The organism is Modicisalibacter tunisiensis (assembly GCF_020148005.1).
In the GTDB taxonomy this organism is placed as follows: Bacteria; Pseudomonadota; Gammaproteobacteria; order Pseudomonadales; family Halomonadaceae; genus Modicisalibacter; species Modicisalibacter tunisiensis.
Genome location: NZ_JAGXFD010000001.1, coordinates 3029623 through 3053868, shown reverse-complemented (window position 1 = coordinate 3053868; position 24246 = coordinate 3029623). Strand labels below are relative to the sequence as shown.

The window sequence follows — 24246 nt, the reverse complement described above, 5'->3', positions numbered from 1 at the left end:
ATGATACAAGCCGTGATTAGTGGTACCGGGCTCTACACGCCGTCGCAGGCCATCGGCAACGATGCCCTGGTGGCGGCCTTCAACACCTGGGTGGACGGCGAGAACGAGCGCCATGCCGAGGCCATCGCCCGCGGTGAACGTGAACCGCTGGCCCACTCGAGCAGCGAGTTTATCGTCAAGGCATCGGGGATTCACAGCCGCCACGTGATGGATGCCGAGGGCATTCTCGATCCCGCGCGAATGCGGCCGAAGCTGCCCGAGCGAGGCGACGATGACCTTTCTCACCAAGCCGAGATGGGGCTGGCGGCGGCGCGCGAGGCACTGGATCGGGCGCGTGTCGCCGCCGAGGACATCGAGCTGGTGATCGTTGCCTGTTCCAACCTCGAGCGGGCCTATCCCGCCGTGGCGGTGGAGCTGCAGGCCGCGCTGGGGGCCGGGGGGCATGCCTACGACATGAACGTGGCCTGCAGTTCGGCGACCTTCGCCATCGATGCCGCGGCCAACGCCGTGCGCAGCGGCAGCGTGCAGCGCGCGCTGGTGGTCAACCCCGAGATCTGCTCGGCGCACCTCAACTTCCGCGACCGCGATAGCCACTTCATCTTCGGCGATGCCGCTACCGCCGTGGTGGTCGAGGCCGACAGCATCGCCGTGGCGCCGACGCGCTTCGCCATCCTCGGCACCCGGCTGATGACCCGCTATTCCAATGCCATCCGCAACAACGCCGGATTTCTCAACCGGGTCACCGACAGCGACCCGCTGGCGGCGGACAAGCTGTTCGTCCAGGAGGGCAAGCGCGTCTTCAAGGAGGTGTGTCCGATGGTCGCCGAGCTGATCGTCTCGCACCTGGCGTCACTCGAGCTGGGCGGTGAGGCGCTCTCGCGATTGTGGCTGCATCAGGCCAATCGGCACATGAATGCGCTGATCGCCCGCCGCGTGCTGGGCCGCGAGGCGTCGACCGAGGAAGCGCCGGTGATCCTCGACCGATACGCCAACACCAGTTCGGCCGGGTCGATCATCGCCCTGCACCGCCATCACGACGACCTGCCGGATGGCGCGTTGGGGGTGGTGTGTTCCTTCGGAGCCGGATACAGTGCCGGCAGTGTGATATTACGTAAGATAAACGCACGCAAGGTGAACGAATGACGCAATGGGGCAAGGGCGCGCTGGGGGTTGCGGCAGGGCTGATGCTGGCCGGGTGTGCCAGCCAGGGCAACGTCGCCGCCAACCCGCAGGACCCCTGGGAAGGGTTCAACCGCAAGGTCTTCGCCTTCAATCAGGTGCTGGATCGCTATGCGATCAAGCCGGCGGCGCAGGGCTACAACTTCATCACGCCGCAGCCGGTGCAGAAGGGGGTCGGCAACTTCTTCTCCAACTTGGGGGAGGTGAGCACCATCCTCAACAGCGCGCTGCAGTGGAAGTGGGCCAATGCCGGGGTCGCCTCCGGGCGTTTCCTGATGAACACCACCCTGGGGCTGGCCGGTTTTCTCGATCCGGCGACCGATTTCGGGCTGACCGAGCACGAGGAGGACTTCGGCCAGACCTTGGCGGCATGGGGGATCGGCGAGGGGCCCTACGTGGTGCTGCCGCTGCTGGGGGGACGCACGCTGCGTCATGCCGGTGGCCTGCCGGTGGACTGGTATACCGACCCTGTGACCTATGTCGAGGAGGACAGCACCCGCTACGGTATTCGTGCGCTCGACGTGATCAACTACCGGGCGAGCGTGCTGGATGAGGAGGCGCTGATTCAGGGGGACCGCTACAGTTTCCTGCGTGACACCTACCTGCAGCGGCGACGCTTCGAGGTCAACGATGGCGAGACCGGCAAGGATCCGTTCGCGACCGACGACTTCGATTTCGAATCCGGTGATTTCGCCGAGTAAGAGTCCGACCCATGGACAAACCGCGCACTTTGATTGGCTTGCTCGACCTGCCGGGCGATAACCGGGACGCGCTGGCCGCGGCCCTCGGCAAGGGGCACCTGGCCGTGGTCGCGGCCGAGCGGCTCGAGGACCTGCCGGACAGCGTCGAACTGGTTGTCGCGCATGTCCGCGCGATACCCAGCCGGCAATGGACGGCGCTGGCCAAGCGTCATCCCACGGTGGTGGTGACCGAGTCGCGCCTCGACGACGAACTGCTCCACGCCGTGGACTCGGGGCTGGTCGACTACCTCGTCGAGCCGCTGCGTCACGGTGACGTGCTGCGTCGCCTGGTGGCTCGGGCCGTGGAGCACCAGCGGCTAGCCGAGGCCCATGCCCGGGATCGGGCGCGGCTGGTCGAGCTCAACGAGAATCTCGAGACGCATCTGGCCATGCTGCGCCTGGATCAGCAGGCGGGCGGCCATGTCCAGCGCAAGATGCTGCCGCCCACCCCGCTCGTGCTCAACGGCGTGCGCTGCGACTACTGGCTGGAGCCGTCGCTGTATCTGTCGGGCGACTTTCTGGATTTTCTGCGCTTCGATGCGCGCTACAGTGCCTTCTATTTCGCCGATGTGTCGGGGCACGGGGCATCGTCGGCCTTCGTCACGGTGCTGTTGAAGTACCTGTGCAACCGCTGGCTGCAGGAGTGGCACGGCGAGTCGCCCGAGGCCCTGCCGGCCAGCTGGCTGGCGCGCCTCAACCACGAGCTGCTGGACACCGGGATCGGCAAGCATGTGACGCTGTTCGTCGGCGTGCTGGATCGAACCGAGCGCTGCCTGCACTACTCGCTGGGCGCCCAGCTGCCGATGCCGCTGCTCAAGGACGATGACGGGATCACGGTACTCGAGGGGGAGGGCATGCCGGTGGGCTTGTTTCCGGGCCTTGCCTACCCCACCTATCGGCTTGACCTGCCCGCGAACTTCCGCCTCTGGCTGTGTTCGGACGGTGTGCTCGAGTGCCTGCCCGGCGAGACACTCAGCGCCCGGCTCGACGAGCTCAAGCGGCGCGTCGCGGCGAGTGACGACATCGAGGGGCTGCGGGCCGGGCTGAACGTGGCCCGGGATGACACGGATGTCGACCACCAGGAAGAGCTCCCCGACGACCTGACCATCATGACGCTGAGCGGTTTCGACCATGACAAGCAATGACGGACGGCTGAAGGCGGCATTCGACGCCGGCGTGTTCGTGCTCAAGCTGTGCGGCGACGTGCGCCTGACACTCTGCGCGACGCTCGACAACGAGGCGCAGCGTCTCGCCAACATGCCGGGGCTGACGGCGGTGATCGTGGACCTGCGCGAGGCGACCAACGTCGATTCGACGGCCCTGGGCTTTCTGGCCAAGGTGGCGCTGGCGGTGAAGGGGCGGCTGAGTCATCCGCCGACCATCGTCGTCGACCACCCCGATGTGCGCCGCATGCTCGACGTCATGGGCTTCTCGCGCTACTTCACCCTGGTCAATGCGCCCATCGCCGAGCCGGGCGGGCTCAACGACCTGCCGGCAGTGGAGGCGGACGAGTCCGGCCTGCAGCAGCGCATCCTGGAGGCCCATCGCATCCTGATGCGCATGAACGAGCACAATCGCGAGGAGTTCAAGCCGCTCGTCGAGCTGCTCGAGACGCAGCAGCAGAACTCGCCCACCGGCTGAGCGGCCAGTTCTGTCTTATCCTGACCGCTGACATCGTCAGTGCAACCGCTTCGTTCTTCGTTGTTGACAGTCCGGTTTCTTGTTTCCCGCCTTGAATCCGGTGCGATGCCGTGTAGGAGCGGGGTATCAGACGGGGGCCGGTTGTGCCTCGTCGTCACATGCCAGCGTTGGTTGGCTCGCGGATCCTGAAGCGTCTGACAGGACCGCTATATCTGATGTGGCCTCGTCGCCAGGGCGTCTAGTGGCGGCACTGGCGAAAACGGTCGTGGCGGAGTCCATGTCAGCCCCCGAATCGGCTGCGGTCGAGTCGGGGGCAAGTCGAAAGCGGGCCACGCTGTCGCGCAGCCGGTCCGCATCGCTCTGCAGGGTCCGGGCGATCTCGCTGGCCTGCAGGGCGCGGCGCCGATTGCCCAGGGTTACGCTTTCCATCTCGGCGACCGCGGTGTTGACCTGCTCGAGGCCGCGGCTCTGCTCGTGTGAGGCATTGGCGATCTCGCCGACAAGTTCGCTGACCTGCCCGATGGCCTCGACGATCGCCTGCATGGTCCGGCCGGCGCGGCCGGCGAGTTGTACCCCGGCTTCGACACGCTGGTCGGAGTCATCGATCAGTTCGCGAACCTGGCTGGCAGCGGTCGCCGAGCGCCCCGCGAGATTGCGGACCTCGCCGGCAACCACCGCGAAGCCGCGCCCTTGTGAGCCGGCCCGGGCCGCTTCCACCGAGGCGTTGAGGGCTAGAATGTTGGTCTGAAAGGCGATGGTGTCGATCAGCGTGACGATCTCGCCGACTCGTCGGGAGCCCTCCTCGATACCGCGCATGGTGTTGGTCATTTCGTCCATGACCCGGCCGCCATCGTACGCCTGGTGCGCCGTGTTGGCGGCCAGGTCGCTGGCACGGTTGGCATTGTCGGCGTTGTGGGCGACAGTCGTGGTCAACTGATCGAGGCTGGTGGCGGTCTCTTCCAGCGAGGTCGCCTGACATTCGGTGTCGTCGGAGAGCTCGGCGTTTCCCTGGGCGAGGTCACGAACCCGTGCATGCACCGCCTCGCCGCTGTTACGGACGCCATTCACCGTCGACGCCAGGTTGTGTCGCAGCTCCTCGAGTCCCAGGAAAAGCCGGCCGATCTCATTGGTCCCGCGTGCCCCGACGGGATGGGAAAGATCGCCGTCGCGCATCTGCGCGAAGTGTACCAGCAGGTCGCGCAGTGGGCGGGTCACGTGACGGGCCACCCAGAACAGCATCAGACCGCCCAGCACCAGGCTGACGAGCAGGGCGCCGGCGATGGCGATGTCGAGCAGCACACTCATGGCGTTGAAGGCACTGACCAGGGCGTTGCCGCGCTGGCGCGAGGTCGTGAAAAAGTCATCGGCGCTGGCCATGAATGCCTGGCTCATCGCGCTGACCCGCGAGCGCCCCGACTGATAACCGCTGACGTCGCTGTCCTCGAGGCTCATCAACTGCAGGGAGAGGCCGGTATTGAGCAGCGACTGGAAACGTTTGGCGAGCGCCTCGGTCGCCTTGGCCTGACCGGGCTGCGGTGGGATGGACTGAAAGTGTTCGAAGGCCTGGCTGGCACCGGTGAGTAGGGTCTTGGCTTGTTCGATGACTGGCCCCGGGCGATCGAAGGAGGGTTTGGCGAGAAGGGCGGCGGCACGATCCATCGCCACCCGGGCGCGCAGCATGTCGATATAGGCCCGGTCCAGCGCGGAGGATTGCTCGACATGAATCTGATCGAGCGTGCCGAAGGTCTGGCGGCTGTAGTGATTAGCGTACAGGCCCAGAGCGCCGACGCTCAGCACCATGAGGCTGAAGACGGCCAGCACGGCCGTCCAGGTCGCGCGGACGGACAGATTATCGAGAGTTTTCATGAATGACCCTTGCGATGATTCGATTTCTTTTCGTGCCGCTCTGGGTGCGGCATCGGGTCGGTTCTAGCAGGGATGTGTTGCAGTTTGGCTAATATGGCAGCATCGCCCTGACAATCGTCCGGGCCTGCTATGATGTGCGCCCGACCCGATTGACTACCGACGTAAGGAAACGTATGTCGCCGATCACCCCACGACGGATTGCCCTGCTGGTGGCGGCCAATACCGCCATTGCGCCGCTGGCGATCGATGCCTACCTTCCCGCCATTCCGGCGCTGGCGAGGACCGTCGATGCCAGCGTGCATCTGACCGAGCTGTCGGTGAGCCTGTTCCTGTTCGGCTTCGCCCTGGGCCAGTTGATCTTCGGGCCGCTGTCGGACCGGCTGGGGCGGCGCCCGGTGCTGCTCGGCGGAGTGGTGGTCTTTCTGCTGACCAGCCTTGCGATCACCCAAGTGAATTCGCTGGAGATGCTCTGGGCGCTGCGTTTCCTTCAGGCACTGGGGGGTGGGGCATCGGTGGTCAACTCGGCGGCGATCGTGCGCGACTGCTTCAGTGGACGCGAGGCGGCCAAGGTTCTGTCGACCATGGTGATGATTTTGATGCTGGCACCCTTGGTGGCGCCGGCACTGGGTAGTGCGCTGCTCTACCTGGCGGACTGGTGGCTGATCTTCGCCTTCCTCGCCGGCTATGCGGGCTTCGTGCTGTGGTTGTTGCACCGCTACCTGCCGGAGACCCATGGCCGTGACCCGGATGCGCCGAACTTCGTGCAAGTGCTCGGCAACTATCGCAGCGTACTCGCCCACCGCGAGGCGATGGGCTACATCTGTGCGGTGTCGATGTCCTTCGCCGGAATGTTCGCCTTCATCACCGGGTCGCCGTTTCTCTACATGGAGTATTTCGATCTGTCACCGGCGGCCTATCCCTTCGTCTTCGGCGCCAACATCCTGGTGATGTCGGCGTCCAATCGCGTCAATATTCGCCTGCTGCGCTATTTCTCGCCACAGAACAATCTGCTCTGGGGGCTGGCGATTCAGTTGGTCATGGGCATCGTCCTGCTGGCGGTCTTCGCGCTCGGCTGGGATTCACTCTACTCGGTGGTACCTTTGCTGGTGGTGTTTGTCGGCATGCAGGGGCTGATCGGTCCCAACGCCATGTCGTCAATGCTCGATCACTTTCCACACATGAGCGCCACGGCGACGGCCATGCAGGGCAGCATCCAGTTCTCCTGCGGCGCGCTGGCCGGGGTGCTGGTGGGGGCCTTCCAGATTCCCAGTGCCTGGCCCATGGTGCTGACCATGGTCGGTGCCTCGGTGATCGGCAACGTCGGAGTGCGCGTACTGTCTGGCCATGCCCTGCGGCAGGCACCGGCATCGCCATGACGCTCAGCGAGTCAGGGGGCGGCGCGATCTGTGTCCGGCCTTTCCTTGACCGTGATGATCTGTCACGCTCCCGACCTGGCTGCTTTCATGGGGCTGGAGGCGCCACCCTGGGGCTGGAGGCGCCGCCCGGTCCTCGCTGCACTGAAGAGCCCGCTGGCCTTGCGTTTCGCCCCGCGGATGGGAGTGAACGATGCTGGCTTCCCGGACAGGCGTTCCACGTCCGTTGGCTGTCACGAAGCTGTCATCTTCCTGCGGCATCTTGTGCAGAGAGAAGGTTGAACACTCTCATCGACAGGAGTTACCCGCATGAACCGCATCCTGAAGACCACTGCCGTTGCCGCCGCCGTGATGGGCGTAGTCGGTGTCGCCCAGGCCCGTGAGCAGCTTCGCATCGTCGGCTCGAGCACGGTCTACCCGTTTGCCAGCTATGTCGTGGAAGAGTTCGGAGCGACCACCGACTACCAAACGCCGGTTATCGAATCCACTGGCTCTGGTGGCGGTTTGAAGCTGTTCTGCGCCGGTGTCGGTGAGGACACTCCGGACATCACCAACGCCTCTCGACCCATGAAGGTCTCCGAGTTCGAGCGCTGCAAGAAGAACGGGGTCACCGATATCACCGAGGCGACTATCGGCTATGACGGTATTGCCTTCGCCGAATCGAGCGACAACGACCCGATCAACCTGACTCGTAAGCAGATCTTCCTGGCGCTTGCCGCCAAGGTGCCGCAGGATGGCAAGCTCGTTGCCAACCCCTACAAGAAGTGGAGCGACATTGATCCGTCGCTGCCGGATCGCGAGATCTCCGTCTATGGACCGCCCACCACTTCCGGGACCCGCGATGCCTTCGAGGAACTGGTGATGGAAGCCGCCTCTGAAGACATGAAGGCCTACGGTGGCAAGGCCTACACTGACATCCGCTCGGATGGTGCCTACATCGACGCTGGAGAGAACGACAACCTGATCGTTCAGCGTCTGGCCGAGGATACCGATGCCTTCGGCATTTTCGGTTACTCTTATCTGGAAGAGAATTCCGACACCCTGACTGGTGCCAGCATCGACGGTGTCGAGCCCACGCCCGAGACGATCAGCTCTGGCGATTATCCGGTGTCGCGTTCGCTGTTCTTCTACATCAAGAACCAGCACGCCGACAGCGTGCCGGCGATGTACGAGTACGCTAACCTGTTCATGAGCGAGAAGATGATCGGGCCGATGGGTTACCTCAAGGGGCTGGGTCTGATCCCGCTGCCGGAAGACATGCGCAAGATGCAGCGCCAGCAGGTAAAGAACCACGAGAAGCTCGAACTGGCCGACCTCAAGTAAGTCAGCGTCGCCCATGAGAAGCGAGGCCGGCGACGAGAGTCGTCGGCCCGTTTGCATACCGAAAGGCCCTCGAGGCCCGGGGCCAAGTGTCATTTGGTTCCGGGGCTGACGGGGCGGGGTCCGTAGCAAGAGACCGATTATGCTGTCCAACCTGACTTTACTGACGTTCTGTGCGGTGCTGGCGGTGCTCGGCCTGATCGCATTCGTCGTGGCGCGCGCCAAGGCTTTGCGCACGCGCCAGGCAGGGGTGGCGATGTATGCCCAGCCCGATCAGTACGCCTGGTTTTCGGTGCTGGCCACGGCCGGCCCGGCCATTCTGGTGGGGGCCGTCGGTGCCTTCGTCATGCTGCTGCTGGGTGCTGAGATACCCACGCCCTACCTGCTTGCCGCAAGCCTGGTGATTGCCGCCATTGGGCTGTTCGTCGGGGTCATGCAGGTGCGTCCCGATTTTCACGCTCGTCAGGCCATCGAGCGGGTGATTCGCCTGGCGCTGGCCTGTGCAGCCCTGGTGTCGATCGTGACTACCTTCGGCATCCTGTTGTCGATCATTTCCGAAGCGATCCGCTTCTTCCAGATGCAGAGCCTCTGGGATTTCCTCACCGGCACCACCTGGGCGCCGGGCGATAGTTTCCTCGCCGCGGCCGGACGCGGCGGCGAGGTGGAGAGCGTTGCCCAGTTCGGCTCGGTGCCGCTGTTCGTAGGCACTTTCATTATTTCGTTGATCGCCATGCTCGTGGCGATACCGGTCGGGCTGCTCGCGGCAATCTACATGGCCGAATTCGCGCCGCCGCGGATCCGTACCCTGGCAAAGCCGGTGCTGGAGGTGCTGGCCGGCATCCCCACGGTGGTCTATGGCTTCTTTGCGGCGATCACCGTGGCGCCGATCATCGTCGACTTCGCCGGCTTCTTCGGCCTCGATGCTTCCTACAATAACGCCCTTGCGCCGGGTGTGGTGATGGGGATCATGATCATTCCCTTCATCTCGTCGCTGTCCGATGACGTGATCAACGCGGTTCCCGACAGCATGCGCGAGGGTTCACTGGCGCTGGGCATGACCAAGAGCGAGACTATCAAGAGTGTGGTGCTGCCCGCGTCGCTGCCGGGCATCATCTCGGCCTCGCTGCTCGCCGTCTCCCGTGCGCTGGGGGAGACGATGATCGTGGTGATGGCTGCCGGCATGCGTCCCAACCTGACCGCCAACCCGCTCGAAGACATGACCACGGTGACCGTGCGTATCGTCGCTGCGTTGACCGGCGACCAGGAGTTCGAAAGCGCCGAGACATTGTCCGCCTTTGCCCTGGGGCTGGTGCTGTTTGTGGTCACCTTGGCCCTCAACATGGTGTCGGTACTGATGATTCGCCGCTTCCGCGAAAAGTACCGCACCAACACTCTGTGATACGACGAGGTTCGTTACACTCATGAGCCAATCCTTCGACGAGATCACCGCCCAGCTCAGGCGGCGACATCGGCGCTCGGCCAACCTCAAGCGGATGTCGATGGGCGCGCTGATCCTCGCTGCGGCCTTCCTGGTGGTGTTCATTGGCGACATGCTGGTCAAGGGGCTGCCCGCCTTCCAGCAGGCCCAGATTCAGATCGAGGTGAACTACAGTGAGCAGGCCCGGGAGATTCCGCCTGCGGCGGTGGGCGACGACGTGCGCTCGCTGGTCAGCCGTGGCTACCTGCGCCTGATTCCATCACGGATGGAAGAAAATCCAGAGCTGCTCGGCACGCAGCGTATGGAGTGGGTGATCGCCGACAGCACTGTCGATCAGTATCTAAAGGGGCACAATTCGGAACTTCGTCCCAAGGAGAAGCGCGTCGTCGATCGACTGGTCGAGCAGGGGCGTGCCGAGCTGCGCTTCAATACTACCTTCTTCACCACAGGTGACTCGCGGATGCCCGAAATGGCGGGGATCGCCGCGGCAGCGATGGGCACGGTGATGACGCTGATCGTGACCATGGCTGTGTGTTTCCCGGTCGGAGTGATGACCGCGGTCTATCTCGAGGAGTTCGCACCCGACAACCATCTTACCCAGATCATCGAGATCAACATCAACAACCTGGCCGCGGTCCCGTCGATTCTCTTCGGTCTTCTGGGGCTGGCGGTCTACATCAACTTCTTCGGCGTGCCGCGCTCCTCGCCGCTGGTGGGTGGCCTGACGCTGGCGTTGATGACGCTGCCGGTGATCATCATCGCCACCCGCACGGCGCTACGCAGTGTGCCGGATGGCATCCGCCAGGCCGCCTTCGGTGTGGGCTGTTCACGCTGGCAGGTAGTGCGCGATCATGTCCTGCCGCTGTCGCTGCCGGGCATCCTGACCGGGTCGATCATCGGCATGGCCCAGGCGATGGGCGAGACCGCACCACTGATCATTGTCGGTATGGTGGCCTTCATTCCCGATGTCTCGGCCTCGTTTACCAACGCCGCCACGGTGATGCCGGCGCAAGTCTTCACGTGGGCGGGCGACCCGAGCCCCGCCTTCGTCGAGAAGACCGCCGGCGGCATTCTGGTCCTCCTCGCGGTGCTGATCACGCTCAATGCCACTGCAGTGTTGCTGCGCAAGAAATTCGAACGTCGCTGGTAAGCCGGCGACTATCTCGAGGACACGATTCATGCTCAACGAACAGACTACCCAGGCGAAGGGGCAGGCCATCGACGTGCCAACGGGCGATTCCACAAGGACTCACGCACCCCAGGCGGGGCAGCCGGGCGAGCCGGTCAATCGCAACAAGGAGGCTAACCACGAGTTGAGCATTCGCGTGCGCGATCTCAATCTCTGGTACGGCGAGCATCAGGCGCTGAAGAACATCAACATCGACATCTATCAGAAGAACGTCACTGCGCTGATCGGCCCCTCGGGCTGTGGCAAGTCGACCTTCCTGCGTTGCCTCAACCGCATGAATGACCTGATCAAGAGCGTGCGCATCCAGGGGCTGGTGGAGATGGACGGCCGCGATGTCAACGAGACAAAGATGGACGAGGTGGCCCTGCGCCGCAGGGTGGGCATGGTCTTTCAGAAGCCCAACCCGTTCCCAAAGTCGATCTACGAGAATATCGCCTACGCGCCGCGCATGCATGATCTGGTTGGGCGCAAGGCCGAACAGGACGAGCTGGTCGAGCGCGCACTGCGAGACGCTGGGCTATGGAACGAGGTCAAGGACAAGCTGCACCAGCCGGGCACCTCGCTCTCGGGCGGTCAGCAGCAGCGTCTGTGTATCGCCCGGGCGATTGCCGTGCAACCCGACGTGATCCTGATGGATGAACCGACTTCGGCGCTCGATCCGATCTCGACGGCGACCATCGAAGACCTGATGGACAAGCTCAAGCAGCAGTTCACCATCGTCACGGTCACGCATAACATGCAGCAGGCCGCCCGCGTTGCGGACTACACAGCGTTCTTCCATCTTGGCGAGCTGATCGAGTACAACGATACGCGGGTGATGTTCTCCAATCCACACATCAGGAAGACCGAGGACTACATCACCGGCCGTTACGGCTGATCGCAAGCCTGCCCGCGGCAGGCCTTGAACCCTCGCGGGAGGGCATGCTAAACCTATCGCCCGGGAGATGGCATGCCTCCCGGCGGCACGGTGTTTCCGGCCCGCCAAACCACCGTACTCACGGTTAATGATGCCTGCGAGGCGCCCGGGTGGCGCAGCAGGCGTCGTGCGTTCTGATCCTGTGCGTCTCGCGTTCTTGATTATGTTCGGCAACAGGACAGGGTCCTTCCTCATGTGGTTATCGATCATCGCCATCGGCAGTGGCGCGGCGCTGGGGGCCAACCTGCGCTGGCTGCTCGGCCTGTGGCTCAATGCACTGTTTCCCTCGCTGCCGCCCGGCACCCTGGTGGCCAACTGGCTCGGTGCCTGGCTGATCGGCGTGGCCATCGCGTTGTTCGGCCAGCTGCCGCTGGCGCCGGAATGGCGGCTCTTCGTGGTCACCGGCTTTCTCGGCGCGCTGACCACCTTCTCGACCTTTTCCGCGGAGATGCTTTCCGCCCTGCAGGGCGGGCGCTGGAGCCTGGCGCTGACCGGCATCGTGCTGCATGTCGGCGGTTCGCTGGCCATGACTGCCGTGGGCATGGCGACCTTTCAACTGATGCGCAACCTGGCGGGGGCAATACGATGACAGCCTGGCAGCAGGGATTCGAGGTGATCTTCATGGCGCCGGAGTCGCGTCGTCATCACGGCCGTTCGGCGCTGGAGGCGGTGATCGACGAGGCGCACGGGCTGGGTATCACTCGGCTGACGCGGCGCGCCGGCGAGATGAGCGCGGGCGAGGACGGGCATCGCCATTCGGCACACTTCTTCGAGCTGGCCGATCGCCCGGAGGAGGTGATGTTCGTGCTCGAGCCCGGCATGGCCGACCGGCTGGTCGAGGCGGTGGCGGCGGCCGGCATCCCGGTGTTCTGTCTGCGCCGGCCGGTCGAGTTCGCGCATCCGGGCCACTGAGCGGCGGCTCAGTCGAGCCGTTCGATGGCCACGGCGGTGGCCTCGCCGCCGCCGATGCACAGGCTGGCGATGCCCCGCCGGCCGCCGCGCCGGCGCAGGGCGTTGAGCAGCGTGACGAGGATCCGCGAGCCGCTCGAGCCGATCGGATGGCCCTGGGCGCAGGCACCGCCGAACACATTGACTCGCTCGTGGGGCAGGTTCAGTTCGTCCATGGCGATCAGCGTCACCACCGCGAAGGCCTCGTTGATTTCGAAGAGGTCGACGTCGTCGACGTGCCAGTCGAGTCGCTCGAGCAGCTTGCCGACGGCGCCGACGGGCGCCAGGGTAAACTCGCTCGGGTGGCGGGAATGCGTGGCGTGGCCGAGTATCCGCGCCTGGGGTGTCAGGCCGCGCGCCTCGGCGGCATCGCGACGGGCGAGCAGCAGTGCCGAGGCACCGTCCGAGATGGAGCTGGCATTGGCGGCGGTGATGGTCCCGTGTTCGCCGAAGGCCGGTCGCAAGGAACGAATGCGCTCCAGCTTGGCACTGAAGGGCTGCTCGTCCTGCTCGACCCGGCTCGTTCCCTGCCGGGAGGTCACGCTCACCGGCACGATCTCGTCGGCGAGTTCGCCATGCCGGTCGGCGGCCATGGCGCGCTCCAGGGAAGCGATGGCGAAGTCGTCCATGCGCTCGCGGGAGTAGCCGCGGTCATCGGCCACCTGCTGGGCGAAGGCGCCCATCAGCCGGCCGCTCTCGGCATCCTCCAGGCCGTCGAGGAACAGGTGATCCTTGAGCGCACCGTGGCCCAGCCGGTAGCCGGCGCGGGCGCCGGGCAGCAGGTGCGGGGCGTTGGACATCGACTCCATGCCCCCGGCGACCACCAGCGAGCCGCTGCCGGCGCGCAGGAGGTCGTGGGCCAGCATGGCCGCCTTCATGCCCGAGCCGCACAGCTTGTTGACGGTGGTCGCCCCGCAGGCGTCGGGCACGCCCGCGCGGCGCAGGGCCTGACGCGCCGGCCCCTGGCCGAGCCCGGCAGGCAGCACGCAGCCCATCAGGCCCTCGTCGATCTCGCCGGGCTCGACCCCGGCGCGCTCGATGGCACCGCGCACGGCGACGGCGCCCAGTTCCGGGGCACTGATGCTTGACAGGCTCCCCAGCAGGCTGCCCATGGGGGTTCTGGCTCCCGAGAGGATGACGATCTCGTCTGCGGCGTTCATGGGCGGTCTCCGAGGCTGGGCGGCGGGTTGGGGCAGGGTGCCGCGCGTTGACCCGCTTCGGCCCCTGTGGTTTGCTCGGACGAAACCAAGCAAGCGCTCGTTCAGGAATGACTCTAGAAAACGCCTCGCCGCGCCGCAAGGAGCTGGTCGGCATCGCGGCTCGTCTTTTCGTCGAGACGGGCTTCGATCGCACCACGGTGCGCATGCTGGCCCAGGCGATGGGCATCAAGTCCGGCAGCCTGTTCCATCACTTCCGTGACAAGCAGGAGATCCTCTGTGCGGTGATCGAGGAAGGCACGCAACGGGCTCTGGCCATCGCCCGGCGGGAACTGGCGGAGGCCGACCCCCGGCCGCGGGCACGCCTGCATGCCATGGCCCGCGCCCACCTGGAAACCCTGCTCAGCGATCGCAACGCGCATGTGGCCGCCCTCTACGAGTGGCGGCGTCTCGATGCGGCCTCGCGGGAGCGGCTGGTACCGCTGCGTGATGCCTACGAACGGCTCTGGGAGCAGGTGATCGACGAGGCGATCGCCGCCGGGATCGTCACGGGGGATGCCTTTCTGGTGCGCCGTTTCGTGCTGGGGGCACTCAACTGGACGGTACGCTGGTACAACCCCTCGGACACGGTCGGCGAGGGAGGGCGCACCTCGGAAGATCTGGCGCGGGCGCTGGTGGCCATGATCACGCGCGAGTGACGGGCGGGCCATCCCGGGCTAGCTTCATTCTCAGGGCGACAGGTTCAGGGCCACAGGGGAGAGCGGCGATGCAGATACGTGACCGGCAGTTCCTGGTGACCGGTGCGGCGTCCGGGCTGGGCGCGGCCACCGCCGAACGGCTGGTGGCGGGTGGCGCCCGGGTGGTGATGAGCGACCGCAGCGAGGCGGTGAACGATCGGGCGGCCTCGCTCGGCGCGCGTGCCGAGGCGGTGTGCGGTGACATCCTCGATGCGGCGGCCATGCAGGCGGCGGTGGACCGGGCCGTGGCCCGGGGCGGTCTGCACGGGCTCGTGCACTGTGCGGGGGTGGTCAGCGTCGCCAAGCTGCTCGACCGGGACGGCAATCCGGGCTCGCTGGATGACTTCGCGCGCACGGTGGCGATCAACCTGACCGGCACCTTCAACGTCGTGCGGCTGGCGGCGGCGGCCATGGCCCGCAACGCGCCCGAGGGCGAGGACGGCGAGCGTGGCGTGGTGATCACCACGGCGTCGATCGCCGCCTTCGACGGTCAGGTGGGGCAGGCGGCCTACAGTGCCTCCAAGGCCGGCGTGGCGGGGATGACCCTGCCGCTGGCACGCGAGCTGTCGCGCTACGGCGTGCGCGTGCTGAGCATCGCCCCGGGCGTGTTCGAGACGCCGATGATGCAGGGCATCCCCGATGACGCGGTGGCCTCGCTGTCGGCGGCGGTGCCGTTTCCCAAACGGCTGGGGCGCGCCGCGGAGTATGCGGCGCTGGTGGAGCAGGGCATCACCAACGTCATGCTCAACGGCGAGACGATTCGGCTCGACGGCGGCATCCGCATGAGCTGATTCCGTCATGTTGCTTGCGGAAACGAGGCTTCCCGAAATTGAAACGAACGCTTGACTTTGTGCAGATGCAACTCTAGTTTCAAACGACTGTTTTAGTGCGGCCACTGTACGGTCGTTACCCAGTCATTCGAGGAGAGCCCAGGATGCCCGATTATCAGGCCCCGCTACGCGACCTGCACTTCGTCATGAACGAGGTGCTCGATTACCCCGGCCACTATGCGCGTCTGCCCGGTGGCGAGGAGGCGACGCCCGATATCGTCGCGGCGATTCTCGAGGAGGGTGGACGCTTCGCCCGCGAGGTACTGTTGCCGCTGAACCAGAGCGGGGATCAGGAAGGCTGTCGGCTGGAAGGCGGCGAGGTGAAGGCGCCGCGGGGCTTCAAGGACGCCTACGCCCGGTACGTCGAGGGGGGCTGGCCGGGGCTGTCCGCGGCGGTCGAGCACGGCGGCCAGGGGCTGCCGGCATCGCTGGGTCTGGCCCTGTCGGAGATGATCTGCTCGAGCAACCTGGCCTGGGGCATGTATCCGGGGCTGTCCCACGGTGCGGCGGATGCGCTGCGCCATCACGGCACCGAGGCGCAGAAGGCCACTTACCTGAGCAAGCTGGTCGAAGGCGTGTGGACGGGGACCATGTGCCTGACCGAACCGCACTGCGGGACCGATCTGGGGCTGATCAAGAGCCGCGCCGTTCCCGAGGGCGACGACGGTTACCGGATTACCGGCACCAAGATCTTCATCTCCGCCGGCGAGCACGACCTGGCCGAGAATATCGTGCATCTGGTACTGGCCAAGCTGCCCGATGCCCCCGAGGGCTCCCGCGGCATCTCGCTGTTCGTGGTGCCCAAGTTCCTGCCCGATGCCGACGGCAACCCGGGCGAGCGCAACGGCGTCACCTGCGGCTCGCTCGAGCACAAGATGGGCATCCACGGCAACGCCACCTGCGTGATGAACTTCGATGACGCCAAGGGCTATCTGGTCGGGCCGCCGCACAAGGGCCTGGCCTGCATGTTCACCATGATGAACGAGGCGCGTATCGGCGTGGGCATTCAGGGGCTGGGCCTGATGGAGGCGAGCTACCAGAACTCGCTGGCCTATGCGCGCGATCGCCTGCAGATGCGCGCCCTGTCGGGTGCCAAGGCTACCGACAAGCCGGCGGACCCGATCATCGTGCACCCCGACGTGCGACGCATGCTGCTCACCCAGAAGTCGCTGGCCGAGGGTGGGCGCATGCTGGTGATGTACACCGGGCAACTGGTCGATCTGGCTGGCCACGCCACGGACGCTGCCGAGCGCGAGCGGGCCGAAACGCTGCTGGGTCTGCTGACGCCGATCGTCAAGGCCTTTCTCACCGAGCTGGGCTTCGAGGCCACCAACGAGGGCCTGCAGGTCTTCGGCGGTCATGGCTTCATCCAGGAGTGGGGCATGGAGCAGTTCGTCCGCGATGCCCGCATCACCCGTCTCTACGAGGGCACCACCGGCATCCAGGCGCTCGACCTACTGGGCCGCAAGGTGCTGATGAGTCAGGGCGAGACGCTCAAGGTCTTCACCAAGGAAATTCACAAGTTCTGCCAGGCGAATGCCGACAACGAGGTGCTGAAGCCCTTCGTCGAACCGCTGGCGACGCTCAATGCCGAATGGGGCGAACTGACCCTGGCCGTGGGCATGAAGGCGATGAACGATCGCGAGGAAGTCGGGGCCGCGAGTGTCGATTACCTGCTCTATTCCGGCTATGTCACCCTGGCCTACCTGTGGGCGCGCGCCGTGGCGACCGCCGAGCGGGCGCTGGCGGAGGGCACCGAGGACGCGGCCTTCTATCGCGCCAAGCGGGCGACCGCCGACTTTTACTATCAGCGCCTGCTGCCGCGGACTCGCGCGCATGCGGCGATGATTCGCGCCGGCGGCGAGTCGCTGATGGCACTGGACGAGGATGACTTCGCACGCGGCTTCGCGATCTGAGTAAGCGTCGCCTCGAGTGACACTGCGCTATCGCCCCACGCCGTTTGATGCCGGCGTGGGGCTGTCGTGTCGGGCGATTGTGGTCCGACGGCGATGACGCCATCATGGGCGCACCGCAACTGCCAGGATGGCCAGCATGGACCACGACGTTGACCCAAAAAAGCGCGACATCCCCCTCAACCTGATTCTGACCCTGGCGGCGTTGGTGGTCATCATCGGGGGCATGAAGCTCGGCGCCGATCTGTTGGTACCGCTGCTGCTGTCGCTGTTCATCGCGGTGATCTGCACGGCCCCGGTTCACTGGCTGTATCGCCTGGGCGTGAGCCGGCGTCTCTCGGTGTTGCTGACGTTGCTGATCCTCTGCCTCTTCTTCACCCTGTTGGGCACTCTGCTGGCCAGCAGCTTCACGACCTTCATGGAAGCGTTGCCCCAGCTCGAGGACCAACTGCGCAAGCACTATCTCACGGTGCTCAACTGGTTGAGCAACATGGGCGTCTACATCCAGCCGCGGCGCATGTCGGAGTGGCTGGACCCCACGACTGCGACGCAGATGGTGCCGACGTTCCTCGGCGGTATCGGCAACCTGCTGTCGCAGAGCGTGCTGATCATCCTGCTGGTGATCTTCATGCTCTTCGAGACCCTGGACTTTCGCGAGAAGGTTGCCGAGTCGCTCGACAATCCGGTGCCGAGTCTGCGCCGTTTCAATGAATTCAGTCACAATCTCAAGTGCTACCTGGCGATCAAGACGGTCATCAGCCTGGTCACCGGGGCACTGATCTATCTCGCCTGCCTGCTGCTGGGGGTGCAGTTCCCGCTGCTGTGGGGAACGCTGGCGTTCAGTCTCAACTACATTCCCAACATCGGTTCGGCCCTGGCGGCGGTGCCGGCCGTGATGCTGACCCTGGTGATGCCCGACGGCGGTCTGGCGAAGGCGAGTGTGCTGGCGCTGGCCTATCTGGTCATCAACTTCGTGATCGGCAATCTCATCGAGCCACGGGTGATGGGCCATACCCTGGGGCTTTCGACCTTGGTGGCCTTTCTGTCGCTGGTAGTATGGGGGTGGATCCTGGGGCCGGTGGGAATGCTGCTCGCGGTGCCGCTGACCATGACGCTGAAGATCGCCCTCAACAGTCATCCCGAGACACGCTGGCTGGCGAGAATGCTGGGCGGACGCCGGGAGTATTGACGCGATACGGGGATACGAAAACGCCGCCCCATGGCTGGATGGGGCGGCGTTACGAGACGCGAGCGCTCGTTGTGATCAGGCGTTCTGATCGATGAACTGAACCAGCTGCGACTTCGATTGGGCGCCGACCAACGAGGCGACCTTGGCGCCGGACTTGAACAGCATCACGGTCGGTACGCCGCGCACGCCATGCTCGGCGGCAATGTCCGGAGCATCGTCGACATTGACGCTGACGACCTTGAGGGTATCGGCCTTCTCGTCGGCGACTTCCTCGACCACCGGCGCCATCATCTTGCAGGGGCCGCACCAGGGCGCCCAGAACTTCAGCAGGACGGGCTTGTCGGCCTTCAGCACCTCCTGCTCGAAGTTGGCGGTGGTGACATCGACGTTATTAGCCATGTGAATCTCCAGATTGCTTGCGCTGACTCTAGCGTAGTCGGTCGATGGTAGCCTTGGAGCCTCCCGCTGGCAAATACGCTGGGTTCAGCCCTTTGATAGGAGCGGTCTATCGGCAGGCACGCCGCGGTCGCGATCGCTTGCCGCTGTCGGCGCGGGCGTCTATGATGCTCCCTATATTCTATTAGGTAATTGATAGGCTGCCCATTATTCCCTTGTCGATGTCAAGGCAATAGCGGGCGGCGGTCAGGAGTCGCACGCGCATGAAACTGCAGCAGCTTCGCTACATCTGGGAAGTCACCCGGCACAACCTCAACGTCTCGGCCACCGCCCAGAGCCTGTTCACCTCCCAGCCGGGCATTTCCAAGCAGATCCGCCTGCTGGAGGACGAACTGGGTGTGGAGATCTTCGCGCGCAGCGGCAAGCACCTGACGCGGGTGACGCCGGCCGGCGAGTCGATCATCGAGCTGGCCGGCGAGGTGCTGCGTACCGTCGACAATATCAAGGAAGTCGCCCAGGAACACAGCGACGAGCGCCGCGGCAGCCTGTCGATCGCCACCACCCATACCCAGGCCCGCTACGCGCTGCCGCCGTTGATCAGCGAGTTCACCCGCAAGTACCCCGACGTGGCGCTGCACATGCAGCAGGGCACGCCCAAGCAGATCGCCCAGATGGTGAGCACGGGGCAGGCCGATTTCGCGATCTGCACCGAGTCGCTGGAGCTGTTCAACGACCTGGTGCTGCTGCCGTGCTACCGCTGGAATCGCTGCGTGCTGGTGCCCGAGGACCACCCGCTGGCCAAGCTGGGCGAGCTGACCCTGGAGCGCCTGGCGGAGTACCCGCTGGTGACCTACGTGTTCGGCTTCACCGGCCGCTCGCAGCTCGACGAGGCCTTCCGCGCCCGGGGGCTCACCCCCAATGTGGTGCTCACCGCCGCCGATGCCGACGTCATCAAGACCTACGTACGCCTGGGCCTGGGCGTGGGCATCGTCGCCCACATGGCGGTGGACCCGCAGACCGACACCGATCTGGTGCCGCTGGACGCCGGGCACCTGTTCGAGAGCTCGACCACCAAGATCGGCATTCGTCGCGGCACCTTCATGCGCGGCTACATGTACGACTTCATTCAGCGTTTCGCCCCGCATCTCGACCGCGACCGGGTCGACGCCGCGCTGGCCGCCGGACCGCGCCACGAGCGGGCGCTGTTCGAGGGGCTCGAGCTGCCGGTACGCTGACGCCCGGCGAGTGACGAGTCTCGAATGCAGAGAACCCCGCGCATGGCGGGGTTCCGTCGTTCAGGGCAGGCGATCGGTCAGTGCTGCAGATGCAGGCCGCACTCGCGCTTCTCCTCGACCTTGGTGGGGTCGAAGTAGTCGAAGTTGTTGGGCAGGTCGAAGCGCTGCAGGTACTGGTACATGTCCTTCGCGGTCCAGTGCAGTACCGGCGCGACCTTGATCAGGCCGTCGGCGTTGAGCGAGACGGGCTGCATCCGGGCGCGCTGGGCGGTGTCCTCGGCACGCAGGGCGGTCAGCCACACCTCGGGGGCCATCTCGCGCAGGGCGCGGTTGAAGGGCTCGAGCTTGACCTCCTCGGTGAAGGCGGCATGGCGCGGGTCGTCGATTCCCGGCAGGGGGCCGTCCACCGCCTCGCGATGCGCCCGCGAGCGGCGCGGGTGATAGATCGTCAGGTTCAGCGACAGGCGTTGGGCGAGTTCGTCGGCGAACCGGTAGGTGGCCTCGGTGTTGTAGCCGGAGTCCATCCATACCACCGGGATGTCGGGCTGAAAGCGCGTCGCCAGATGCAGGATCACCGCCTCGAAGGGTCGGAAGTTGGTGGTGCAGATGGCGCGCTTGTCGAGCTCCAGCGCCCAGCGGGTCAGGGCCTCGGGGTCATGGCCGAGTTCTCGGTTGACGGCGTCGATATCCAGGGTCATGCGGCGCTCCTCGAAGGGCGTGAATCCGTGAAATGCGTCTACGGTAGCAAAGCCGCTACAGGCCGCCCCAATAATGTTTGGTTCGATGCTTATATAGCGTAAATTTCAGTATGAATCACCCATTTAGATGATTTGGCGCTAAGAGGCCGCCGCGCACCACGGCGCCGGTCTTGGCGTCAGGGCGTGCCGCCACCGCCGTCGGGTCGCCGGGTGGCCGCCAGCGGCGTGATGCGGGCGCCGGCCGGGCCGCCGGTATCCACCTCGGCCTCGATGGCATAGACGCGCCGCAGCAGGTCGGCGGTGAGTACCTCGCCGGGCTCGCCCTGAGCCACCAGACATCCCCGGTCGAGCACCCAGAGCCGATCGGCGAAGCGGGCGGCGAGGGTCAGGTCGTGCAGCGCGATGACGATGATCTGGCCCTGTTGCCTGGCGCGCTGTTGCAGGTCATCGAGCACGCGCAGCTGGTGATGCAGGTCCAGCGCACTGGTGGGCTCGTCGAGCAGCAGCAGTCGGGGCTCGCGGATCAGCGCCTGGGCGACGGCCACGCGCTGGCGCTGCCCGGTGGACAGCTGGGCCAGCGGGCGCTCGGCCAGTGTGTCGAGTTCGAGCTGGTGCAGCATGGTCCGGATGCGCTCGAGGGTCGCGGGGGCGTCGGCAGGACAGCCCCGGGTGCGCAGGGCCAGCAGCAGGGTCTCGAACACCGGCAGGCGGCTGGCGGTCGCGGTGTTGGGTGGCAGGTAATAGAGGTGGCGGGCAAGACGAGCCAGCGGCTGGTGGCGCAACGAGGCGCCGTCGAGCCGGATCTCGCCGCCGGCCGGCTGGTGGCCCGCGATGCTGCGCAGGAGCGTGGACTTGCCGGCCCCGTTGGGGCCGATCAGGGCGGTGATCTCGCCGCCACGGGCCTCGAGCGGGCCGACGCCGTCGAGCACCGGGCGGCCGTCGCGACGGCAGTACAGGGCGTCGACCTGCAGGCTCATCCCCAGGGCTCCGTGCGGCTGCGCAGGATCAGCGAGACGAAGAACGGCAGGCCGATCAGCGCCGTGATGAGGCCGATCGGCACCACCAGGCCGGGGACCACGGACTTGGCCAGCGTCGCGGTGACACTCATCAGCAAGGCCCCGCACAGGGTCGCCATGGGCAGGAACACCCGCTGGTCCTCGCCCACCAGCAGCCGGGCGATATGCGGGCCGACCAGGCCGACGAAGCCGATGGTGCCGACGCAGGCCACCGTGGCCGCGGCCAGCAGCGAGGCGCCCAGCAGGGCGCGCAGGCGCAGCGTCTGGGTATCGATGCCCAGCGAGTGGGCATGGGCCTCGCCCAGGCCGAGGGCGGTGAGCTGCCAGCGTCCGCGCGCGAAGCCGATGCCGCAGACCGCAAGCACCACGGCGACCAGCGCCACCGCGGGCCAGTCGGCACGGCTCAGGCTGCCCAGCGACCAGAAGGTCAGCTGCTGCAAGGCCTCGGCGGAAGCGACGAACTGCAGCAGCCCCAGCAGGGCGTTGAAGAAGAACATGATGGCGATGCCCAGCAGCACCAGCCCCTGGACGCCGACGCCGCGCCAGCGGTTGACGGCCCACAGGGTCAGGGCCGCGGCCATGGCCATCAGGAAGGCGTTGCCGGCGATCAGCCAGGGGCCCACCAGCGGCACCAGTTGCACGCCCAGCACCAGGCTCAGCGCGGCGCCGACGCTGGCGGCGGAGGCGATACCCAGCGTGAAGGGATCGGCCAGCGGATTGTTGAGCAGCGTCTGCATCTCGGCGCCGGCCATGGCCAGGCTGGCCCCGGTCAGCACCGCCATCAGCGCCACCGGCAGGCGCACCTCCCAGACGATGGCGCGCAGCGTGGGCACGGCCCGGTCCGGGGTCAGCAGCGCGCTCAGCACGTCGTCGAGCGGGTAGCCGCCGGGCCCGGTGGCCACTTCCACCAGCAGGGCGAGCAGCGTCAGCCCGGCCATGCCGGCCAGCAGGCGCCGCTGGCGACGCCGCCGCGCGTGGTAGCGCGCGACGCTGTCGTGCGTATCGGCACTGGCGCTCGGCGAAGTGGCTCTCATGACGGGGCGCTCCGCGGGCCGATCATGCGTCGAGGGCCTCCATCAGGCGGGTGATCTTGGCCAGGGTTTCCTGATACTCGGCTTCCTCGTCGGAGTCCGCGACCAGCCCGCCGCCGCCCCAGATGTGCAGCCGATCGCCGTCGGCCACCACCGTGCGGATGGCGATCGAGGTATCCATGTGGCCGCGCACGTCCACGTAGCCGAGACTGCCGCAGTAGACGCTGCGCTGGCCGGGCTCGAGTTCGTCGATGATCTGCATGGCGCGAATCTTGGGGGCGCCGGTGATCGAACCGCCGGGGAAGGCGGCGGCCAGCAGGTCGAGCGCCGACCGGCCGGCGGCCAGTTCGCCCCGGACCACGCTGACCAGATGGTGCACGTTGGCGTAGCTCTCCAGCCCGCACAGCTGCGGGACCCGCACGCTGCCCGGCCGGCAGACCCGGCCCAGGTCGTTGCGCAGCAGGTCGACGATCATGACGTTCTCGGCGCGATCCTTGAGACTGCCGGTGAGCGCCTCGGCCTCCCGACGATCCGCCTCGGGCGTGGCGCCCCGCGGCCGCGTGCCCTTGATGGGCCGCGTCTCGACCCGGCCGTCGCGCACGGCGATGAAGCGTTCCGGCGAGACCGACAGCAAGGCCTTGTCGTCCCAGGCCAGGAAGCCGCCGAAGGGCGTGGGCGTGGCCCGGCGCAGGCGCTGGTAGGCGTCCCACAGGCTGCCGCGGAAGGGCGCGCTGAAGCGCTGGGCCAGGTTGATCTGGTAGCAGTCCCCGGCGCGAATGTAGGCCTGCACGCGGCGGAAGCGCTCGCCGTAGGCGTCGCGGTCGAGTTCGGCGGCGAAGGGCGCGTCGAGAGCGAACGGCGCCGCGTCCGGGGACGCCCGGGTGAGCCAGTCGAGAACCTGGGCGCGGCGCGTGGCGCCGGCCACCAGCCAGGCGCGGTGCTGCTGATGGTCCTCGATGATCGCCCAGTCGTAGAGGCCCACGCGGCTCAACGGCAGGTCGGTAACAGGGCGGGCGCGGCCCTCGAGAGGGGCGAGGTGGCGGTTCAGATCATAGCTCCAGTAGCCGATCAGGCCGCCGAGGAAGGGCAGCTCGCTGTCGGGCACCTCGTTCGGCAGGCGTTCCAGCAGTGCCTGCTGGGCGGCGAAGGGACTCTCGGGCAGGGGGCTGCCGTCATCCGCCGTGACCCGACCCGCGGCATCCACGCTCAGCGTGGTCAGCGGGTCGCTGGCCAGGATGTCGAAGCGCCCGCTCGGGGCCTCGGGCCTGCCGCTGTCCAGCAGCACCGCGCCGGGCCGGTGGCGCAGTGCGGCGAAGCGGGCCATGGGGGTGCCGTGATAGGGCAGCGGGGTGATGTCGAGTCGGTCGGTCATGCGCGGCGGTCTGGCGTGGGAAGGGGCGTATTCTATCAGGCACCGGGGCGCGGCGTCGTTGA

The 24246-nt window shown here is 66.2% G+C and carries 23 protein-coding genes and 1 riboswitch; of the genes, 16 read left to right on the top strand and 7 right to left on the bottom strand.

From position 1 onward, the window contains the following. From KGQ91_RS14325 to KGQ91_RS14310, 4 genes are read left to right on the top strand one after another with little or no spacing between them, the layout of a single operon-like run. On the top strand, positions 1-1143 hold the full coding sequence (locus KGQ91_RS14325; RefSeq protein WP_224421289.1) for a beta-ketoacyl-ACP synthase III: 1143 nt from the start codon (positions 1-3) through the stop codon (positions 1141-1143). Further along, complete coding sequence (locus KGQ91_RS14320; RefSeq protein WP_224421288.1) at positions 1140-1880, top strand: MlaA family lipoprotein; 741 nt, start codon at positions 1140-1142, stop codon at positions 1878-1880. The genes KGQ91_RS14325 and KGQ91_RS14320 overlap by 4 nt, the downstream gene beginning before the upstream one ends. A gap of 11 nt (positions 1881-1891) precedes the next feature. Then, positions 1892-3064, top strand: a complete 1173-nt coding sequence (locus KGQ91_RS14315) for a PP2C family protein-serine/threonine phosphatase (protein WP_224421287.1) — start codon at positions 1892-1894, stop codon at positions 3062-3064. Further along, complete coding sequence (locus KGQ91_RS14310) at positions 3051-3560, top strand: STAS domain-containing protein (protein WP_163648994.1); 510 nt, start codon at positions 3051-3053, stop codon at positions 3558-3560. The genes KGQ91_RS14315 and KGQ91_RS14310 overlap by 14 nt, the downstream gene beginning before the upstream one ends. A gap of 126 nt (positions 3561-3686) precedes the next feature. Here the strand turns inward: KGQ91_RS14310 and KGQ91_RS14305 are convergent, their stop codons facing one another. After that, complete coding sequence (locus KGQ91_RS14305) at positions 3687-5426, bottom strand: methyl-accepting chemotaxis protein (RefSeq protein ID WP_163648993.1); 1740 nt, start codon at positions 5424-5426, stop codon at positions 3687-3689. Positions 5427-5599: 173 nt separating this feature from the next. Here KGQ91_RS14305 and KGQ91_RS14300 point away from each other — a divergent pair, with 173 nt between their 5' ends. The 7 genes from KGQ91_RS14300 to KGQ91_RS14270 all read left to right on the top strand — a co-directional run bounded on the left by KGQ91_RS14300 (position 5600) and on the right by KGQ91_RS14270 (position 12574). Continuing rightward, positions 5600-6802 carry a Bcr/CflA family multidrug efflux MFS transporter gene (locus KGQ91_RS14300; protein ID WP_163648992.1) on the top strand — a complete coding sequence of 401 codons (1203 nt, stop codon included), beginning with the start codon at positions 5600-5602 and terminating at the stop codon, positions 6800-6802. Positions 6803-7108: 306 nt separating this feature from the next. After that, positions 7109-8122 carry a PstS family phosphate ABC transporter substrate-binding protein gene (locus KGQ91_RS14295; RefSeq protein ID WP_163648991.1) on the top strand — a complete coding sequence of 338 codons (1014 nt, stop codon included), beginning with the start codon at positions 7109-7111 and terminating at the stop codon, positions 8120-8122. 139 nt (positions 8123-8261) lie between these two features. Further along, a complete protein-coding gene (gene pstC, locus KGQ91_RS14290; protein ID WP_163648990.1) occupies positions 8262-9518 on the top strand; it encodes a phosphate ABC transporter permease subunit PstC in 1257 nt (418 codons plus the stop codon). Positions 9519-9540: 22 nt separating this feature from the next. Further along, positions 9541-10707: a phosphate ABC transporter permease PstA gene (gene pstA, locus KGQ91_RS14285; RefSeq protein WP_163648989.1), complete on the top strand. Its 1167-nt coding sequence runs from the start codon at positions 9541-9543 to the stop codon at positions 10705-10707. A gap of 28 nt (positions 10708-10735) precedes the next feature. Further along, positions 10736-11623, top strand: a complete 888-nt coding sequence (gene pstB, locus KGQ91_RS14280; protein WP_224414635.1) for a phosphate ABC transporter ATP-binding protein PstB — start codon at positions 10736-10738, stop codon at positions 11621-11623. Between the two features lie 54 nt (positions 11624-11677). Then, positions 11678-11767, top strand: a riboswitch (Fluoride riboswitch). Between the two features lie 88 nt (positions 11768-11855). Then, a complete protein-coding gene (gene crcB / locus KGQ91_RS14275) occupies positions 11856-12251 on the top strand; it encodes a fluoride efflux transporter CrcB (protein ID WP_163648988.1) in 396 nt (131 codons plus the stop codon). Next, positions 12248-12574, top strand: coding sequence for a DUF190 domain-containing protein (locus tag KGQ91_RS14270; RefSeq protein ID WP_163648987.1), 327 nt, complete (start codon positions 12248-12250; stop codon positions 12572-12574). Before crcB ends, KGQ91_RS14270 begins: the two co-directional genes overlap by 4 nt. Before the next feature lie 8 nt (positions 12575-12582). Here KGQ91_RS14270 and KGQ91_RS14265 read toward each other — a convergent pair whose 3' ends face one another. After that, complete coding sequence (locus tag KGQ91_RS14265; RefSeq protein WP_163648986.1) at positions 12583-13770, bottom strand: acetyl-CoA C-acyltransferase; 1188 nt, start codon at positions 13768-13770, stop codon at positions 12583-12585. 107 nt (positions 13771-13877) lie between these two features. Between KGQ91_RS14265 and KGQ91_RS14260 the strand changes: the two genes are divergently transcribed. The 4 genes from KGQ91_RS14260 (at position 13878) to KGQ91_RS14245 (ending at position 18436) form a co-directional block, all read left to right on the top strand. Continuing rightward, on the top strand, positions 13878-14465 hold the full coding sequence (locus KGQ91_RS14260) for a TetR/AcrR family transcriptional regulator (RefSeq protein WP_224421286.1): 588 nt from the start codon (positions 13878-13880) through the stop codon (positions 14463-14465). A gap of 68 nt (positions 14466-14533) precedes the next feature. Further along, complete coding sequence (locus KGQ91_RS14255; RefSeq protein ID WP_163648984.1) at positions 14534-15295, top strand: SDR family NAD(P)-dependent oxidoreductase; 762 nt, start codon at positions 14534-14536, stop codon at positions 15293-15295. Positions 15296-15438: 143 nt separating this feature from the next. Next, the gene (locus KGQ91_RS14250; RefSeq protein WP_224421285.1) at positions 15439-17250 is read left to right on the top strand and encodes an acyl-CoA dehydrogenase C-terminal domain-containing protein; all 1812 of its coding nucleotides are present in this window, start codon (positions 15439-15441) and stop codon (positions 17248-17250) included. A gap of 136 nt (positions 17251-17386) precedes the next feature. Continuing rightward, positions 17387-18436, top strand: a complete 1050-nt coding sequence (locus tag KGQ91_RS14245) for an AI-2E family transporter (RefSeq protein WP_224421284.1) — start codon at positions 17387-17389, stop codon at positions 18434-18436. 75 nt (positions 18437-18511) lie between these two features. Here KGQ91_RS14245 and trxA read toward each other — a convergent pair whose 3' ends face one another. Beyond that, complete coding sequence (gene trxA, locus KGQ91_RS14240; RefSeq protein ID WP_163648981.1) at positions 18512-18835, bottom strand: thioredoxin; 324 nt, start codon at positions 18833-18835, stop codon at positions 18512-18514. A 260-nt stretch (positions 18836-19095) separates the two neighbouring features. Here trxA and cysB point away from each other — a divergent pair, with 260 nt between their 5' ends. Then, the gene (cysB, locus tag KGQ91_RS14235) at positions 19096-20067 is read left to right on the top strand and encodes an HTH-type transcriptional regulator CysB (protein WP_163648980.1); all 972 of its coding nucleotides are present in this window, start codon (positions 19096-19098) and stop codon (positions 20065-20067) included. 77 nt (positions 20068-20144) lie between these two features. On the opposite strand, the gene KGQ91_RS14230 is transcribed toward cysB, so the two are convergent. From KGQ91_RS14230 to pabB, 4 genes are all read right to left on the bottom strand, one after another. Then, positions 20145-20765, bottom strand: a complete 621-nt coding sequence (locus tag KGQ91_RS14230) for a phosphoadenosine phosphosulfate reductase domain-containing protein (RefSeq protein ID WP_163648978.1) — start codon at positions 20763-20765, stop codon at positions 20145-20147. Between the two features lie 176 nt (positions 20766-20941). Continuing rightward, positions 20942-21742: an ABC transporter ATP-binding protein gene (locus KGQ91_RS14225; RefSeq protein ID WP_224421283.1), complete on the bottom strand. Its 801-nt coding sequence runs from the start codon at positions 21740-21742 to the stop codon at positions 20942-20944. Next, the gene (locus tag KGQ91_RS14220; RefSeq protein ID WP_224414639.1) at positions 21739-22815 is read right to left on the bottom strand and encodes a FecCD family ABC transporter permease; all 1077 of its coding nucleotides are present in this window, start codon (positions 22813-22815) and stop codon (positions 21739-21741) included. Before KGQ91_RS14220 ends, KGQ91_RS14225 begins: the two co-directional genes overlap by 4 nt. Before the next feature lie 22 nt (positions 22816-22837). Beyond that, positions 22838-24184 (bottom strand): aminodeoxychorismate synthase component I, encoded by a 1347-nt coding sequence (pabB, locus tag KGQ91_RS14215; protein WP_224421282.1) that lies wholly within the window; start codon positions 24182-24184, stop codon positions 22838-22840. Positions 24185-24246 lie beyond the last annotated feature (62 nt).

Bases quoted from the DNA above. Each gene is read 5' to 3' on its own strand.
- KGQ91_RS14325 (WP_224421289.1), top strand. From the start codon at position 1: ATGATACAAGCCGTGATTAGTGGTACCGGGCTCTACACGCCGTCGCAG.
- KGQ91_RS14320 (WP_224421288.1), top strand. From the start codon at position 1,140: ATGACGCAATGGGGCAAGGGCGCGCTGGGGGTTGCGGCAGGGCTGATG.
- KGQ91_RS14315 (WP_224421287.1), top strand. From the start codon at position 1,892: ATGGACAAACCGCGCACTTTGATTGGCTTGCTCGACCTGCCGGGCGAT.
- KGQ91_RS14310 (WP_163648994.1), top strand. From the start codon at position 3,051: ATGACAAGCAATGACGGACGGCTGAAGGCGGCATTCGACGCCGGCGTG.
- KGQ91_RS14305 (WP_163648993.1), bottom strand. From the start codon at position 5,426: ATGAAAACTCTCGATAATCTGTCCGTCCGCGCGACCTGGACGGCCGTG.
- KGQ91_RS14300 (WP_163648992.1), top strand. From the start codon at position 5,600: ATGTCGCCGATCACCCCACGACGGATTGCCCTGCTGGTGGCGGCCAAT.
- KGQ91_RS14295 (WP_163648991.1), top strand. From the start codon at position 7,109: ATGAACCGCATCCTGAAGACCACTGCCGTTGCCGCCGCCGTGATGGGC.
- pstC (WP_163648990.1), top strand. From the start codon at position 8,262: ATGCTGTCCAACCTGACTTTACTGACGTTCTGTGCGGTGCTGGCGGTG.
- pstA (WP_163648989.1), top strand. From the start codon at position 9,541: ATGAGCCAATCCTTCGACGAGATCACCGCCCAGCTCAGGCGGCGACAT.
- pstB (WP_224414635.1), top strand. From the start codon at position 10,736: ATGCTCAACGAACAGACTACCCAGGCGAAGGGGCAGGCCATCGACGTG.
- crcB (WP_163648988.1), top strand. From the start codon at position 11,856: ATGTGGTTATCGATCATCGCCATCGGCAGTGGCGCGGCGCTGGGGGCC.
- KGQ91_RS14270 (WP_163648987.1), top strand. From the start codon at position 12,248: ATGACAGCCTGGCAGCAGGGATTCGAGGTGATCTTCATGGCGCCGGAG.
- KGQ91_RS14265 (WP_163648986.1), bottom strand. From the start codon at position 13,770: ATGAACGCCGCAGACGAGATCGTCATCCTCTCGGGAGCCAGAACCCCC.
- KGQ91_RS14260 (WP_224421286.1), top strand. From the start codon at position 13,878: ATGACTCTAGAAAACGCCTCGCCGCGCCGCAAGGAGCTGGTCGGCATC.
- KGQ91_RS14255 (WP_163648984.1), top strand. From the start codon at position 14,534: ATGCAGATACGTGACCGGCAGTTCCTGGTGACCGGTGCGGCGTCCGGG.
- KGQ91_RS14250 (WP_224421285.1), top strand. From the start codon at position 15,439: ATGCCCGATTATCAGGCCCCGCTACGCGACCTGCACTTCGTCATGAAC.
- KGQ91_RS14245 (WP_224421284.1), top strand. From the start codon at position 17,387: ATGGACCACGACGTTGACCCAAAAAAGCGCGACATCCCCCTCAACCTG.
- trxA (WP_163648981.1), bottom strand. From the start codon at position 18,835: ATGGCTAATAACGTCGATGTCACCACCGCCAACTTCGAGCAGGAGGTG.
- cysB (WP_163648980.1), top strand. From the start codon at position 19,096: ATGAAACTGCAGCAGCTTCGCTACATCTGGGAAGTCACCCGGCACAAC.
- KGQ91_RS14230 (WP_163648978.1), bottom strand. From the start codon at position 20,765: ATGACCCTGGATATCGACGCCGTCAACCGAGAACTCGGCCATGACCCC.
- KGQ91_RS14225 (WP_224421283.1), bottom strand. From the start codon at position 21,742: ATGAGCCTGCAGGTCGACGCCCTGTACTGCCGTCGCGACGGCCGCCCG.
- KGQ91_RS14220 (WP_224414639.1), bottom strand. From the start codon at position 22,815: ATGAGAGCCACTTCGCCGAGCGCCAGTGCCGATACGCACGACAGCGTC.
- pabB (WP_224421282.1), bottom strand. From the start codon at position 24,184: ATGACCGACCGACTCGACATCACCCCGCTGCCCTATCACGGCACCCCC.